16 protein-coding genes, 3 tRNA genes and 1 pseudogene are annotated in these 15289 nt (G+C 53.9%); 9 read left to right on the forward strand and 11 right to left on the reverse strand.

Annotated elements, in window-relative coordinates; all coding sequences use genetic code 11:
- Positions 1-7: 7 nt before the first annotated feature.
- Both BQ8005_RS03160 and BQ8005_RS03165 read right to left on the reverse strand, forming a co-directional pair.
- On the reverse strand, positions 8-1099 hold the full coding sequence (locus tag BQ8005_RS03160; RefSeq protein ID WP_075317020.1) for a site-specific integrase: 1092 nt from the start codon (positions 1097-1099) through the stop codon (positions 8-10).
- Positions 1100-1503: 404 nt separating this feature from the next.
- Positions 1504-1578, reverse strand: a tRNA-Asp gene (locus tag BQ8005_RS03165).
- A gap of 168 nt (positions 1579-1746) precedes the next feature.
- Here BQ8005_RS03165 and BQ8005_RS03170 point away from each other — a divergent pair.
- The 3 genes from BQ8005_RS03170 (at position 1747) to BQ8005_RS03180 (ending at position 4848) form a co-directional block, all read left to right on the forward strand.
- The gene (locus BQ8005_RS03170) at positions 1747-3066 is read left to right on the forward strand and encodes a pyridoxal phosphate-dependent aminotransferase (protein WP_021848239.1); all 1320 of its coding nucleotides are present in this window, start codon (positions 1747-1749) and stop codon (positions 3064-3066) included.
- A gap of 372 nt (positions 3067-3438) precedes the next feature.
- Positions 3439-4245 (forward strand): DUF6261 family protein, encoded by an 807-nt coding sequence (locus tag BQ8005_RS03175; protein ID WP_159436197.1) that lies wholly within the window; start codon positions 3439-3441, stop codon positions 4243-4245.
- A 9-nt stretch (positions 4246-4254) separates the two neighbouring features.
- Entirely contained in the window at positions 4255-4848 is a 594-nt protein-coding gene (locus BQ8005_RS03180; protein WP_075317022.1) for a YqgE/AlgH family protein, read from the forward strand.
- Here the strand turns inward: BQ8005_RS03180 and BQ8005_RS03185 are convergent.
- Genes BQ8005_RS03185 through recR form a run of 3 tightly spaced genes read right to left on the reverse strand, consistent with a single transcriptional unit; the run spans position 4845 to position 6507 of the window.
- Positions 4845-5378: a GNAT family N-acetyltransferase gene (locus tag BQ8005_RS03185; RefSeq protein ID WP_075317023.1), complete on the reverse strand. Its 534-nt coding sequence runs from the start codon at positions 5376-5378 to the stop codon at positions 4845-4847. The two genes, BQ8005_RS03180 and BQ8005_RS03185, sit on opposite strands and share 4 nt — an antisense overlap.
- On the reverse strand, positions 5375-5836 hold the full coding sequence (locus tag BQ8005_RS03190) for a hypothetical protein (RefSeq protein ID WP_021848243.1): 462 nt from the start codon (positions 5834-5836) through the stop codon (positions 5375-5377). Before BQ8005_RS03190 ends, BQ8005_RS03185 begins: the two co-directional genes overlap by 4 nt.
- Before the next feature lie 53 nt (positions 5837-5889).
- Positions 5890-6507 carry a recombination mediator RecR gene (recR, locus tag BQ8005_RS03195; protein WP_075317024.1) on the reverse strand — a complete coding sequence of 206 codons (618 nt, stop codon included), beginning with the start codon at positions 6505-6507 and terminating at the stop codon, positions 5890-5892.
- A 92-nt stretch (positions 6508-6599) separates the two neighbouring features.
- On the opposite strand from recR, the gene yihA reads away from it, so the two are divergent.
- The 4 genes and pseudogenes from yihA to BQ8005_RS03215 all read left to right on the forward strand — a co-directional run bounded on the left by yihA (position 6600) and on the right by BQ8005_RS03215 (position 9051).
- A complete protein-coding gene (gene yihA, locus BQ8005_RS03200) occupies positions 6600-7202 on the forward strand; it encodes a ribosome biogenesis GTP-binding protein YihA/YsxC (protein ID WP_075317025.1) in 603 nt (200 codons plus the stop codon).
- 13 nt (positions 7203-7215) lie between these two features.
- Positions 7216-7818, forward strand: coding sequence for a DUF4923 family protein (locus BQ8005_RS03205; protein WP_075317026.1), 603 nt, complete (start codon positions 7216-7218; stop codon positions 7816-7818).
- Positions 7819-7900: 82 nt separating this feature from the next.
- Positions 7901-8224 (forward strand): annotated as a pseudogene (locus tag BQ8005_RS17585) (ISAon1 family transposase N-terminal region protein); the annotation flags it as partial.
- A gap of 236 nt (positions 8225-8460) precedes the next feature.
- Positions 8461-9051: an ISL3 family transposase gene (locus tag BQ8005_RS03215; RefSeq protein ID WP_456236475.1), complete on the forward strand. Its 591-nt coding sequence runs from the start codon at positions 8461-8463 to the stop codon at positions 9049-9051.
- Positions 9052-9090: 39 nt separating this feature from the next.
- Here BQ8005_RS03215 and BQ8005_RS03220 read toward each other — a convergent pair.
- From BQ8005_RS03220 to BQ8005_RS03230, 3 genes are all read right to left on the reverse strand, one after another.
- A tRNA-Pro gene (locus tag BQ8005_RS03220) sits at positions 9091-9165 on the reverse strand.
- A gap of 34 nt (positions 9166-9199) precedes the next feature.
- Positions 9200-9272 (reverse strand) — tRNA-Lys (locus tag BQ8005_RS03225).
- 89 nt (positions 9273-9361) lie between these two features.
- Positions 9362-10165: an MBL fold metallo-hydrolase gene (locus tag BQ8005_RS03230; protein WP_075317027.1), complete on the reverse strand. Its 804-nt coding sequence runs from the start codon at positions 10163-10165 to the stop codon at positions 9362-9364.
- A 237-nt stretch (positions 10166-10402) separates the two neighbouring features.
- On the opposite strand from BQ8005_RS03230, the gene BQ8005_RS03235 reads away from it, so the two are divergent.
- Positions 10403-10960 (forward strand): DUF3332 domain-containing protein, encoded by a 558-nt coding sequence (locus tag BQ8005_RS03235; RefSeq protein ID WP_075318885.1) that lies wholly within the window; start codon positions 10403-10405, stop codon positions 10958-10960.
- 93 nt (positions 10961-11053) lie between these two features.
- Complete coding sequence (locus tag BQ8005_RS03240; protein ID WP_075318887.1) at positions 11054-11521, forward strand: alanyl-tRNA editing protein; 468 nt, start codon at positions 11054-11056, stop codon at positions 11519-11521.
- A gap of 7 nt (positions 11522-11528) precedes the next feature.
- On the opposite strand, the gene BQ8005_RS03245 is transcribed toward BQ8005_RS03240, so the two are convergent.
- The 3 genes from BQ8005_RS03245 to BQ8005_RS03255 all read right to left on the reverse strand — a co-directional run bounded on the left by BQ8005_RS03245 (position 11529) and on the right by BQ8005_RS03255 (position 15277).
- Positions 11529-12644, reverse strand: coding sequence for an ABC transporter permease (locus tag BQ8005_RS03245; protein ID WP_075317028.1), 1116 nt, complete (start codon positions 12642-12644; stop codon positions 11529-11531).
- Positions 12645-12651: 7 nt separating this feature from the next.
- The gene (locus BQ8005_RS03250) at positions 12652-13755 is read right to left on the reverse strand and encodes an ABC transporter permease (RefSeq protein ID WP_075317029.1); all 1104 of its coding nucleotides are present in this window, start codon (positions 13753-13755) and stop codon (positions 12652-12654) included.
- A 64-nt stretch (positions 13756-13819) separates the two neighbouring features.
- Positions 13820-15277, reverse strand: coding sequence for an ATP-binding cassette domain-containing protein (locus BQ8005_RS03255; RefSeq protein ID WP_075317030.1), 1458 nt, complete (start codon positions 15275-15277; stop codon positions 13820-13822).
- Between the last annotated feature and the right edge of the window lie 12 nt (positions 15278-15289).

Consider the following 15289-nt stretch of genomic DNA (forward strand, 5'->3'; position numbering starts at 1 on the left):
TTACTTGTCAAGCTGATAATCTTTGTAAGTTTCTTGTTTTCAATGAATAATAGGAAACGATATGTCTTGCGAGGTGATAGGTCAGGTTCTTCCTAATTCCGCAAATATCAGCGAGTTCCTTCAGATATGCGTTCATCTTCTGATTGCTCGGCATGGGCAGGGCGCGGTGGTCGGGCTGTTTACCCTTGTACTTTTGCAGGATGCGCAGGGGAATGTCCAACAGGCGCACGTTGATGGGCACACCGGTCTTATGGCGCTTGGAGATAATCCAATAGTTGCCGTCCAGATACTTCTGGATATGTTCGTCTTTGAGCAGATATACGTCTATCCCCGTCCAACAGGAAAATACAAAGACGTCGCGCACCCGTTGCAGGCGTTCCACTTCAATCTCCTTGTCCATAATGCTCTGGAGTTCGTCCATCGTCAGAAAGCCTTTGTCCACCTGAACGAAGGTGATGGGCTGCGTGAATGGGTTGAACTGGATAAGACCGGCGTTCCTTGCGCGGGTAACGGCTTTCTTGAACAGTTGCATCATCTTCGAGGTGGCGTTGTGGCCGACCTTCTTGTCCACACGCAGGAAGTTGCGGAAGCCGTTGATAAATTCCTCGTTGATTTCCGTCAATGGAATGTCTTTATACTTTTCTTTCCTGAACCTGAACTGAATGTATTCTTCCATACGGCGGTATGTCAGGTCGTATTTCTTGTAGGTGTTCTGTGAGAGCGACGTGCCCACTTCCTTCCGCTTTTCCTCGTTCATCTTCTTGAACACGGTCAGCAGCGTGTTGGCTTTCGTTTCAATGCCCAGATAGATGTTCTTCAGCTTCAGCGGTGAAGGGTAGCGGTTGTTTTCGATTTCCTTTTCGTAGATGCGGGTAATGTCGGTCTTGATTTTCTCTATCTGCGTGCGCAAATACACCGCCGTCGCACTACGACCGACTACGCCACCGTCCTTCCACATCTTCTTATCCACCATTAACTGTGAGTTGAACTGTACCTGTTCGCTGTCAATGGTGATGCGAACCATGATAGGATATTGCTTGTCCTTTCCTTGTTCCCTTTTCCTTGCGTAACAAAGTACGCTGAATGTGTTCCGTTTCATGCGCTTTTAAGTTTTTTGTTGCAAAAATACTGTTTGACAATCACTTGACGCAATCCACAGGCGGACACTTGGCGGCTATGAAACAGACATTTGAGGGTCATTGTCGTGTATCCTCATGAAATGAATCGTAAACGTGCCGGTTGTTTCCTTTTTCTGCTCAGGATTTTAGGTTACGGCGTGTCGATAAAATTGAACGTAAACAACGACAAATCAACGACATATCTACGAAGTCGTAACCAAAATTCCCGTTTTTTTTCTTGGTTACGATTTGGTTACTCGATTTGTCCAATTTTCGACTTCCAACGGGGTATTCATCTGTCGTGGTATAACAAAAAAATATCCCCAAAGTTACTGACTTTGAGGATATTGTCTTCGACTTTCTTTTTTCAGTCTTTTTTCGTAAGCGGTGCGGACGGGACTCGAACCCGCGACCCCATGCGTGACAGGCATGTATTCTAACCAGGCTGAACTACCGCACCATTTCATTGTTTCGTCGCTATCTCTCTCGATTGCGGTTGCAAAGGTACGACTATTTTTGAAACCTGCAATAGGTTGGGCAAAAAAAATTCTTTTTTTTCGTTCGGGGCGCCAATATACCGCTTTTATATTACCTTTGCCATATACAATTTATACCAAAAACGAAAAACATGAAAGCTACTCCTATCGAACGAGATATCATCGACCGGACGATCGATGAGTTCCAGGTGGCCGATTTCGGCAGAGCCACCATCCGAGAAGTGAAGGCCATCGCGGCCAAGGCTGAAGCCCAGTCGGGCGTCGAGTTCATCAAAATGGAAATGGGCGTGCCCGGACTGCCGCCGTCGGCCGTTGGCGTGGAAGCCGAAATCGAAGCCCTGCGGAACGGCATCGCCAGTCTGTATCCTGACATCAACGGTCTGGACGAGCTGAAGCGGGAGGCATCGCGCTTCGTCAAGGCGTTTGTCGACGTAGACATCGCGCCCGAAGGCTGTGTGCCGGTGACGGGCTCGATGCAGGGGACGTTCGCCTCGTTCCTGACGTGCAGCCAATGCGACCCGCGCAAGGACACCATCCTCTTCATCGACCCGGGATTTCCCGTACAGAAGCAGCAGCTGGTGGTGATGGGGCAGAAATATGAGACGTTCGACGTCTACAACTATCGCGGCGACCGCTTGGAGGAGAAGCTGGAAAGCTACCTGAGCCGCGGAAACATCTCCGCCATCATCTACTCCAACCCGAACAACCCCAGCTGGGTGTGCCTCAAGGACGAGGAGCTGCGCATCATCGGCCGACTGGCCACAAAGTACGACGTCATCGTGCTGGAAGACCTCGCCTACTTCGCAATGGACTTCCGCCAGGACCTGAGCCGCCCGTTCCAGCCGCCATTCCAGCCCTCCGTAGCACGCTACACGGACCACTACATCCTGCTCATCTCCGGCTCGAAGGCGTTCAGCTACGCCGGACAGCGCATCGGCGTGAGCTGCATCTCGGACAAACTCTACCACCGCGCCTACCCGGGCCTGATGCAGCGCTATGGCGGCGCGGGCACGTTCGGCACGGTCTTCATCCACCGCGTGCTCTACGCCCTGTCGTCGGGCACGAGCCACTCGGCCCAGTATGCCCTGGCCGCCATGCTGAAGGCTGCCAGCGACGGGCGCTACAACTTTCTGGACGAGGTGCGCGTCTACGGCGAACGCGCCCGCCGGCTGAAGGAAATCTTCCTGCGCCATGGCTTCCGGCTGGTCTACGACAACGACCTGGGCGAGCCCGTGGCCGACGGCTTCTACTTCACCATCGGCTATCCGGGCATGACGAGCGGCGAGCTGGCCCGCGAACTGATGTACTACGGCGTCAGCGCCATATCGCTGGTGACCACCGGCAGCTCGCAGGAGGGCTTGCGCGCCTGCACGTCGTTCATCCAGGACCACCAGTATGCCTTGCTGGACGAGCGGATGGCCATCTTTGCCGAAAACCATCCCCTCGGATAGTTGCCGACTGCTGTCGGCAGGTTGCGGACAACGTCTTTCGAAGCTAATAAGCGCCTTTTCACTGTGAAATAGAGATACGAAGTAGTGAAAAGGCGCTTTTTCATACCAATGTATTCATACGAAGCAATAAAAATGTACGTTTTTATACTAATGTATTAGTACAAAACTATAAAAATGCACATTTTTACATCAATGCATTTATACGAAGCTATGAAAATGCGCATTTTTACATCAATGCATTCATACGAAGCTATGAAAATGCGCATTTTTTCGTCGATGTATTAATATTTTAGGATGAAAAAGTAGTTGATTGCCAAAAAATATTCCTATTTTAGTGTCTTAAACCAGACGAATAACCTAAAAACGACCGATATGACACAGAAGATGAAAAGAATTGCCCTGACGAGGCTCTCGCTGGGCGCGCATTACACGTTCCACAACATGTTCCGCAACTTGCTCGAGCTGCTGAAGGGCGTATTTGCCCCGCTGGATGCCGCCATCGAAGGCTATACGGCGGCCTTGCAGACGGAGAGCCGCATCGTCGTGCGCCCGACGGCCCAGGTGGCCACACACCGCCTGAAGGAAGCCGACTACCGCCGCGACCGCCTGGTAGGTACCATCTTCATGAGCGTGCGGGCCCACTTGGCGAACCCCGTCGACCGTCGTCGCGAAGCCGCCCACCGCTTGCAAACGGCCCTCTCACCCTTCCGTGGGCTGACCAGGCGCGGACTGTATGCTTCGGCCACCGGATATGCCCATCTGGTCGAGCTGCTGCGCTCGGCAGACTGGGCGGCAGACGTGGCCACTTTGGGACTGGAACCCGAAATAGATGCACTGGACGAAGCCAACCATGCCTTCAGCGAAGCATTTCAAATAAAAACAAACGAAATGAAAACGCTCGTCGTGCTGAGCGACCTGCACACCACCGATGTGCGCCTCCACACCGATGCCGTCTACCGCGACATCGCCCGCCTGCTGGACTCGCTCGCCGTGGTCAGCCCCACCGACGAGCTGACGTCCGTCATCACCGAACACAACGGCCTGGCCGACAACATGCGCCAGGTCATCGCCAACCAGGGCAAACAGCGCACCCCCGCTCAGGAGCCCCCACGGTGGACGATGGAAAAATTTGAGACAAAAAACAGGCCGGAAGTTTTGTATTTAAAGAATTATCTGTAACTTAGGAGCATGTCAACCTACACGGATATATTCAAGATCGAAACCAACCACGTGGTACCTGTCCGCGGGAAGGTGCTTATCTCCGAACCTTTCCTCTGCGACAAGATGTTCGGACGGTCGGTCGTCCTGCTCATCGACCACACGAGCGAGGGCACGATGGGCCTGGTGCTGAACAAGCCTTTCCCCCTGTCGCTGTCCGACATCTTCCACGACATCGCGGGCGGCAGAAACATCCCCATCTACTGGGGCGGACCGCTCGGGGCGGACACCATCTTCTACCTACACACCATCGAGGGCATCCCCGGCGCTTTCCCCGTGGAGAAGGGGCTGTACGTGAACGGCGACTTCAACGCCGTGCGCGATTACATCAACCGCACACCCTCGGTCGAGGGCACCCTCCGCTTCTTCATGGGATATTCGGGCTGGGAAAGCGGACAGTTGGAACAGGAAATCGAAGAAAATACCTGGATCGTCGGATGCGAGACCACCGCCTCGCTGATGGACGAGAAAGCCTCCGTCGGCCTTTGGCAAAAATCGCTGAGCAAGCTGGGAGGAAAGTACGCCGTCTGGTCACGCTTCCCACAGATTCCCACCCTGAATTAAACCTTGTGCAGGCGTTGCAGCAGCACCACGTCGCGATAGCGCCCGCCGGCAAACCACCACTCCTTCAACACGCCGCACTCCGCAAAGCCAGCTCCGGCAAACAGCCGCCGGCTGGCCTCGTTGTCCACCGCTACGTGGGCCGTCAGCTGGTGGACGAAAAGGAAGCGGAACAGGTAATCGCACATCAGCGTCAGGGCCTCACCAGCATAGCCGTTTCCGCGGAACTCCTTCCGCACGGCGATACCTACTTCGCCGCGACGGTGCATCGGGGCAAAGTCGGTCACGTCCACCGTTCCCACCACCACGTCGTCCGTCCGGCGGACAATCATCAGGCGGAGCTGCTTGTCGGCAAACATGTCGCACTGCGAATCCTCGATATACTGCTTCAGCATATAGCGCGAATAGGGCACGGAGAAGTTGGACACGTCCCAGGTTTCCGGGTCATTCTCCATGCGGTAGAGCAGGTCGAGGTCTTCCGGCTCCATCGGCCTGAGGCGCACCAGCGTCCCCTCGAAATAGCTCCGACTCATAAGCCGCCCTCCTCCCGCTCGATGTGCAGCTCGCGGCGCAGGCGCTCCTCGCCCGGCAGGCAGAAGAGCGAAGCCGTCAGGGCAATCAGAGCGCAAAGCAGGCCCGTCGTGCTCAACATCCCGTAGTAGGTCAGGAAACCCGCCATCAGCGGCAGGGCCAGCAGCACCAGCCGAATGCCGCTCCAGAAGACATAGAGCTGCAAGGCGCGGGCAATGCCGGCACGGTCGATGCGGCGGTAGAGCACCCAGGCAAACAGCTTCAGCGACAACGGCACGCAGGCCGCCGCCAGCAGGATGGACAGCGTCTCGGCATAATACGTGGTGCGCACGTCGTCGGCATACGCCCCCACCCAACTGTCCGTCGTCTCGCCCACGAGCACGAACACGACCGGCACCATCCAAAACAGGAGATAAGACATCCGCACAAAGCGGACTGCCTTCTTGATTTGTTCTTCCATATATCCTATATATAAATGTATTCACATCATCGCCCGGCGGGCGGAACAGGGCCTCACAGGGTGCCGTTGAACGGCGTGCGGTTCACGATGCTCCGCCCCAGCGTCACTTCGTCGGCATACTCCAGCTCGTCGCCCACGGAAATGCCGCGCGCGATGACCGACAGCTTGACGCCAAACTTCTCCAGCTTGCGGTAGATGTAAAAGTTGGTCGTGTCGCCCTCCATCGTCGTGCTCAGCGCCAGAATCACCTCCTTGACGCCTCCTGCCTGGACGCGCTCTACGAGGCTGTCTATCTGTAAGTCGCTCGGCCCGATACCATCTATCGGCGAGATGACCCCACCCAGCACGTGGTACAGGCCTCGGAACTGCTGCGTGGCCTCGACCGCCATCACGTCACGTATGTTCTCCACCACGCATACTACCGAAGCGTCGCGCTGTGGGTTGGAACAGATGCGGCAGACGTCCGTATCGGAAATGTTGTGGCACACCTTGCAATACTTCACCTCGCGCTTCAGCGTAATGATGGCGTTGCCGAACGCCTCGACTGCCGCCACGTCCTGACGCAGCAGGTGAAGCACCAGACGCATGGCCGTCTTGCGTCCCACACCCGGCAGCTTGGCAAACTCGCTCACCGCCTTCTCCAGCAAAACCGAAGGATATTGTCCGTTCATATAACCCTAAACTTTCATAATGCGGACGCAAAGATACGCAAATAAGTGCTACCTTTGCAAAGGCAATAAAACTAAATTTTCAGATAGAACCCATGGAGATAACAAGCGCAGAATTCGTCATCAGCAACACCGACGTCCGCAAGTGCCCCGCCGGCAACCTGCCCGAATACACCTTCATCGGCCGCTCCAACGTCGGCAAGTCGAGCCTGATCAACATGCTGACCGGCCGCAAAGGCCTGGCCATGACCTCGGCCACCCCCGGAAAGACCATGCTGATCAACCACTTCCTCGTCAACAAAAACTGGTACATCGTCGACCTCCCCGGCTACGGCTATGCCAAACGCGGCTTCAAGGGGCAGGAACAGATCAGGAACATCATCGAAAGCTACATCCTGCAACGTCCGCAGATGACCTGCCTCTTCGTCCTCATCGACAGCCGCCTGGAACCGCAGCCCATCGACTTGCAATTCATCGAATGGCTGGGCGAGAACGGCATCCCCTTCTCCATCATCTTCACCAAAGCCGACAAGTTGAAGAGCGGACGGCTGGGCGCCAACGTCGAAGCCTACCTCAGAAAGCTGAAAGAACAGTGGGAAGAACTCCCGCCCTACTTCGTCACCTCTTCCGAGAACCGACTGGGACGGAAAGAGCTGCTGGACTACATCGAAAGCATCAACAAAGAACTTAAACCCTAAAAGAGAACAGAATATGAACAGAAACATCTGGAAATACGTCTTCGTCATTGCGCTGATCCTGCCTTCCGGCATCCATGCGCAGTCCCTGAAAGACCTGCTGAACAAGGAAAATATCGAAAAGGTGGTCAATGCCGTCACCAACAACAGCAACATCGACATGACCGGTACTTGGACTTTCACCGGCTCGGCCCTGGAACTCGAATCGGACAACCTGCTGCAACAGGCAGGTGGCACCTTGGCCTCCTCGGCTCTCGAGAAGAAACTGGACGAGCAACTGAACAAGATCGGCATCAAGCCGGGCCAACTGTCGTTCACCTTCAATGCCGACAGCACTTTTACGGCCAATGCCGGCAGCAAACCCGTGAACGGCAGCTACTCTTACGACGCCTCCACACAGAAAGTGAACCTGAAAATCGCCAAAATCGTCGGGCTGAACGCCAAGGTGAACTGCACCTCCGGCAACATGGATCTGCTCTTCGATGCCGACAAGCTGCTGCAACTGCTCACCTACCTCTCCAGCAAAAGCAGCAACTCCACCCTGCAAACCCTCGGCAACCTGGCCGGCACCTATGACGGCATGCTCCTCGGCCTCGGATTGAAAAAAGCGAATAAATAGTTTCCAAAAAGAGTCAACGTAACAATCCGAGTGGTGAATCTGATAAAATTGTACCTTTGTCTGAAACAAATCATCAGCACTCATGGAAAACAACGGTTACCGTTTCCTTCTTCCAGAAGTATTTCATCATCTCAGATGTAAAGGAAAGCAGCAATGAAATAGTAATTTACCAAGAAGAGAAAATGAATTTCCAGGGAAATACTCGAATATAAAAGTGGAGAGTAAGGGATTTTATGATCCGGTAGTCGTTCAGGATTTTCCGATCCCTAGCAAGAAGCTTTTTCAGAACATCCGTCGTTGCAAATGGATTGTGAAGTAGAATGGACACTATGTAAGCCGCATCTGAAAACTGGTTGCAGAAGGTAGCCGCATGACGCATGAATTTGCGTCTTTGTTAAAAGAGATTGATACCCTTCCGATAAGCTGCAAGCTTTTAGGACTTCTCTTTGGAGTAAACTGTGAATTTCTTGAGCGTCAGTACTGCTATTATCTGATCGGTTACATGAACTGGAATCAGCTCTTCCATGCGGAAGAATGGATTCTGTTCGAAAAGAATATCGGTCCGTATGTGAGCATTGATGAAGTCAAGGCGAACTCTATACAATTCTGATAAACAAGGAGAAAAGAGGATGTTCGGGAAGCATCATCGCAATCATAAAAAGTACGGATGTCAGGACTGTCACATCCGTCCTGTTAAAGCTTTCCAGACGCAGACGCTTCCAGGTCAGGGAAATAACCCTTGACATGGCTCCGAACATGGAACAGACGGCACGTGTCTGCTTTCCGGCCGCACGTCGTGTGACGGACCCTTTCCATGTGCAGAAGCTGGCTTATGAAGCGGTTCAGGAAATGAGGGTGAAAGCGCGCTGGGAAGCCCTGGATGAGGAGTCCATACAAATGACACATGCCAGGGCATGCGGAAAAACATATCATGCTCTGGTCTTTGAGAACGGTGATTCAAGAAAGCAGCTGCTGGCCAGAAGCATCTATCCTCTCTATAAGAAAGAATCCCTGTGGACTGAATTCCAACGTATACGTGCCGTCATCCTGTTCTGGGAATATCCTGATATAAAGAAAGCATATTATCTTTCCATGAGACTCGGACTGATATATCACCAGTGCAGACATAAGGATACCGCATTAACAAGGCTTGCCAGATGGTATGACGAGGTGGACAAACATCCGCTGACCCCAAATTCAGATATTTCAGACAGAAAAAAGAAACCTATTTAAAACAAAAAGGCCTGATTTACAATAAAATCAGACCCTTTGTCGGGGTAGCGGGATTCGAACCCACGACCCCCTGCTCCCAAAGCAGGTGCGCTAACCGGACTGCGCTACACCCCGAATACCTTTCCCAAGAAAGTTTTTTCTTGATTAGTACACCCTCAGGGATTCGAACCCTGGACCCACTGATTAAGAGTCAGTTGCTCTACCAACTGAGCTAAGAGTGCCTCTCTTTTTCGTTTGCGGGTGCAAAGGTAGTTCTTTTATTTGAACCAACAAATAAAAAACAGTTTTTTTTCGATGGAAGCGGCATTTTTTATTCAAATTCGTAGAGTTCAGAAGGTGTAGTACGCTTTAAAGCGCATAGTTGGACATCCCGTCCGACCACAATTCCATAATCATGCAGCTTCAGTTCTATCGTCTTATAGGCAAGTTCAGGATGATTATTGTCTTTACTGAGATGACACAGCCAAATGTAACGCAGTTGGTTACTGAAGTGGTCTGCTAGAAATTGAGCAGTTGCTGCATTACTCATATGTCCTGTCCGGCTCTTGATACGTTCCTTTAAATAGGGAGGATATGGCCCCATTTGCAACATTTCGTCATCATAATTAGCTTCCAAAACCAAATAGTTGGCTCGACAGATATATTCTGCAGCAACGGGAGTGATTTCACCCAAGTCGGTCAAAAATGCAAACTTCTTGTCGCCAATCGTAATAAAATAGCCCACATTGTCAGTACCGTCGTGAGGAACTTCAAAGGATTCAATGCAAAAATCTTCCAGTTGCATAGGAGTCTGCTTTTCCAAATAACGGGCAGAAGTATGCAACTTTTCCGTCATGCAATAGCTGCGACCAATCCCTTCATGGATACGTGCAGTAGTATAAATAGGGATATTCAATTTTTCACCCAAGCCACCCAATGCTTTGATGTGATCGGCATGATCGTGCGTAACAAACACTGCAAGGATGGTCTCCATGCCGATGCCATATTCTTTCAAGATTTTCCGGATGCTGCGGGCCGCTATGCCTGCATCTATCAAAATACCATATTTTTCGGTGCCCAGATAGTAACAATTGCCACTGCTGCCACTGGCCAGGCTTATAAATCGTACTTTCATTACTTACTTCTTTACATTTTATTCATTACGAAACTTACGCTTCAGCAAAAGTGGCGCAAATATAGAAAAAAAAGCCTGTTTAACAACTGCTATTACCTAGAAATTATGAATGCCTACACATAAGAAAAAAGAAAAGAAAATCTTTCCATTTGATAGCATTTTATAGATAAAAGTGTATATTTGCACAAATCTAATGCAGAAAGTTTTTTAATCTTAAACACCAAAGAAGAAAAAATTATGAAAAAATTTAATCTTAAAATGGCAGCTGCCGTAATGATTTGCGGTGCATTCCTTTTCAGTTCGTGTATTGGCTCTTTCGGCTTGCACAGCAGATTAGTCAGTTGGAATCAAAGTATTGGAAATAAATTTGTGAATGAACTAGTTTTTTTAGCTCTCAATATTATTCCCGTTTATGGCGTTTGCTATTTTGCAGATGCGGTTATTATTAACTCCATTGAATTCTGGAGCGGAAGCAATCCGATGGCAAGTGTCGGTGACATTAAGAAAGTGCAAGGTGAAAATGGAAACTACCTAGTCGAAACACTAGAAAACGGATATTCTATCACGAAGGAAGGCGACGAGACGGCGTCGATGGAACTGATCTACGACAAGAGCCTGAACACGTGGAACGTGGTGGCCGACGGCGTGAGCACCGAGCTCGTAAGACTAAACAACGACGGAACGGCACAGATGACGCTGCCCAACGGCGAAGACCTGACCGTCACGCTGGACGCGCAGGGCGTGGCCAATGCAAGACTGGCTGTGTCGACAGACATGTACTACGCTTGTAGATAAACGACTATAGAAAGTAGAAGAGTACCCTCATTCTTTGTCTGCAGAGAATGAGGGTTCTTTATGAAAAATAAAACCAACAAAATACTTTTCAATATGGAACAGCAACCCACGCTCAACGAGCACAACAAGCAGGAATACCCGCCCATGCACACCTGCGAACACATTATCAACCAGACCATGATACGCCTTTTCGGGTGCGGAAGGTCGATTGCGGCACACATCGAACGGAAGAAGAGCAAGCTGGACTACCGCCTGGAGCAGCAGCCGACGGAAGAAGACGTGAAACGGCTGGAGGATGCCGTGAACGAAGTCATCGGCCGGCATCTGGATGTCACCACGGAATTCATCACGCAGAAAGAGGCCCGCGGTCGCTTCGACCTAAAACGCCTGCCTGAAGATGCCTCGCAGACAGTGCGCGTGGTGAAGGTGGGCGACTACGACGAGTGCCTCTGCATCGGTACGCACGTGGCCAACACGGCAGAAATCGGTACCTTCCGCATCATCAGCCACGACTGGGACGAAGCGGAGAAGCGATGGCGCATCCGCTTCAAGCTGGCCTGAGACGCGTTCAGCCGCTCTTGCGGTAACTCTTCACGGCCCACAGATTGAAGCAGGCGGCAAAGAGCAGCAGCATACCCAGCTGAGGAAGCAGGTCGGCCACACCGCCTCCACGCAGGTAGACGGTACGCATCACCTCCACGAAGTAGCGCAACGGATTGGCGTAGGTAAGGGCCTGCGCCCAGCGGGGCATGCTGTGGATGGGGGTGAACAGACCGCTCATCAGTACCAGAATCAGCATGAAGAAGAACATGACGAACATGGCCTGCTGGAGCGTGGACGAATAATTGGACACCACCAGCCCGAAACCCGACACGAGCAGCAGGAAGATGATTGCAAAGAAATAGAGCGTCACGAAATGGCCCGCAGGCAGAATGCCGTAGAGCAGCCACGCCAGCACAAAGGCAATGGTGAGCACCACCAGTCCCGTCAGCCAGTAGGGCACCAACTTGGCACAGATGAAGGTGAACTTGCGCACAGGCGTCACGTTAATCTGCTCGATGGTTCCCGCCTCCTTCTCGCCCACCACGTTCAAGGCTGGAAGGGCACCACAGATAAGGGTGAGCAACATCACCATCAGAGCCGGAACCATGAAGAGTTTGTAGTTGAGCCGCGGGTTGTAGAGGTTCAGCGTCTGCACCGACACCTGCGGCAGCCTGAAGGCGGACGCCATGGAACGTCCTTCAGTAGCGGACAGGCTGCGGGCGTAGTCCGAGATGATGGACGACAGATAGGAACTGCCCATACCACCCTTCGTACCGTTCACCGCATTGGCAGCCACCAGTACACGGGGCGCTCCGCCACGCATCCAGTCCTTCTCGAAATCGCGCGGAATCTCCAGCACAATATCGGCCGAACCCGCCTCCACATGCCGCAGGGCCTCATCGTAAGTTGCAGGAAAGGCCGACACACGGAAGTAGTCCGATGCCGCCACCTTCTCCACCAGCCGCCGCGACAGGGGGCTGTGGTCGCCGTCTACAATGTCCAGCCGGATGTTCTTGATTTCCAGGCTGGCCGCCCATGGCATCAGAATCATAATCATACAGGGGAACAGCAGGATGAGTTTCGGGATGAACGGATTCCTGAAGAGCTGCTTGAATTCTTTTTCTATCAGATACTTTATCATACGACTTTCATTCTAACCGGTTCTTGAACTTTTTGAGGCTGACCGTGACCAGCACTACCGCCATGCCCAGCAACACGCCCACCTCGGTGAGCACATTCACCACGTCGACGCCCTGTATCATCAGCTTGCGCACGGCCTGGATGTACCACCGCGCCGGAATGGCCGCCGAAATGCCCTGAAGCACCCAAGGCATGCTCTCCACCGGAAAAATCATGCCGGACAGCAGCATGGTGGGCATCATCAGTACCAGTCCCGAAGCCAGCATGGCCGCCACCTGTGTCTGCGTCAGGGTGGAGATGAGCAGCCCCAGCGAGAGCGACACGAAGATGAAGAGCAACGACACGGCCACCAGCCACGGCAGGCTGCCCGCCACAGGCACGTGGAGCACGTAGACCGACAACAGCAGGATGGTCGTCAGGTTGACGAACGACAGCACGAAGTAGGGCACGGCCTTGGAGAGGATAATGAAGATGGGCCGCACGGGCGAGACGAGCAGCACTTCCATCGTGCCCATCTCCTTTTCGCGGACGATGGAGACGGACGTCATCATGGCGCAGATGAGCATCAGGATGAGCCCCATGACGCCGGGCACGAAGTTGTAGACACTCTTCATCTGCGGGTTGTAGAGCAGCTTCACCTCGGGCTGCAGCAGAGGGACACGCACTCCGGCAGGCAGCAGTTCGCCGGTGGCGGCGGTGATGATGCCCGTGGCGTAGCTGGTCTGCATGGTGGCCGTATTGGGGTCGGTGGCGTCGCAGACCAGCTGGACGGCGGCATCGCTGGTGTAGACTCCGTCGGCAAAACCGGGGCTGAAGACCACGGCCATGTCCACCTGCGAACGGCGGAAGGCCTCGTCCATCTCCTGCGGCGTGTGGAAGCGGGCCGTCAGGGTGAAGTACTCCGAAGCGTCCAGCCGCTCGACGATGCGCCGCGTCAGCACGTCGTCCGAAGGGTCGAGTACGGCCATGCGTACGTTCTGCACCTCGGTGGTGATGGCGAAGCCGAACAGGATGATCTGCACCACGGGCATCACGAGCAGGATGAGCATCGTCCTGCGGTCGCGGAAGATGTGGCGGAATTCCTTGCCGGCAAATATGAGGAACTGTTTCATTTCAATCAGGTGTTAAAGAAGTTAGAGGGAGTTAGAGGCCGATAATCTTACATATCGCTTCGTATCACGTCGCCCGCTCCGCCTCGCGCGCCAGCCGCCGGAACACTTCGTCCATCGTGGCGGCGTGGAAGGTGCGTTTCAGTCCGTCGGGCGAATCGAGGGCGCGGATTCGCCCGTCCACCATGATGGAAATGCGGTCGCAATACTCCGCCTCGTCCATGAAGTGGGTGGTGACGAAGACCGTGATGCCGCGGTCGGCCGCCTGGTAGATGAGCTCCCAGAACTGGCGGCGCGTGGCGGGGTCCACCCCACCCGTCGGCTCATCCAGGAAGACAATCTCCGGCTCGTGGAAGACGGCCACGGAGAAGGCCAGCTTCTGTTTCCAGCCCAGGGGCAGGCTGCCCACGCGCGTGTTGCGCTCCGCCTCCAGCCCGATGCGTCGCAGCACCTCGTTGGTGCGCGGAGCGATATCGGCCTCCTTCACGCCGTAAATGCCTGCAAAGAGGCGGATGTTCTCCCACACTTTCAGGTCTTCGTAGAGCGAGAACTTCTGACTCATGTAGCCGATGTGGCGCTTCACCTCTTCGGGCTGCCTCTCCACGTCGAAACCGGCCACTGCGGCTCGTCCGCCCGTAGGTCGGCTCAGGCCCGTGAGCATGCGCATGGCGGTGGTCTTCCCCGCCCCGTTGGCACCCAGGAAACCGAAGATTTCGCCCCGCCCCACATTGAACGAGATGTGGTCCACGGCCACGAACGAGCCGAACTGCTTCGTCAGCCCCTCTACCTCGATAACCGGACGGTCGGCATGCCGAGTCTCGTCGTGACTGAGGCTCGGCGGACAGAGAATGTCGGCAAAGCGCGTCAGGATGCAGTCTGGCGTATCAATGCCGTTCACCTGTCCCCGATTAAGGAAAGCGATACGGTCGCACTGCCGCGCCTCGTCCACGATGGGGGTGGAGACAACGATGGTGATGCCCTGCTCCTTCAGGCGGCGGAGCATGTCCCACAGTTCCCGACGTGACACAGGATCCACACCCGTGGTGGGTTCGTCTAGGAACAGCACCTCGGGCTTGTGGATGAGGGCACAGCTCAAGGCCAGCTTCTGCTTCATGCCGCCCGAGAGGGCACCGGCACGGCGCGTGCGGAAGGGTTCTATCTGGCTGTAGATATCGCGCACCAGGTCGTAGTTCTCGCGGATGGAGGTACCGAAGACAGTGGCGAAGAACTGTAGGTTCTCCTCCACCGTCAGGTCCGGGTAGAGCGAGAAACGGCCGGGCATGTAGCCCACGCGGCGGCGTATCTCTTTGTACTGCCGCTCCACGTCGAAGCCCGCCACCACGGCCCGTCCGCTGTCCGGACGGAGCAGGGTGGTCAGGAGGCGGAACAGGGTGGTCTTCCCCGCCCCGTCGGGACCGATGAGCCCGAAGATCTCACCGCGACGCACCGCGAACGACACGCCGTCCAGCGCTTTTACCGTGCCGTAGCTCTTTGTCAGTCTGTCTGCTGTCAGTATATATTCCATCGATGTCTGTAG

Source organism: Bacteroides togonis (genome assembly GCF_900130135.1).
Lineage (GTDB): Bacteria > Bacteroidota > Bacteroidia > Bacteroidales > Bacteroidaceae > Bacteroides > Bacteroides pullorum.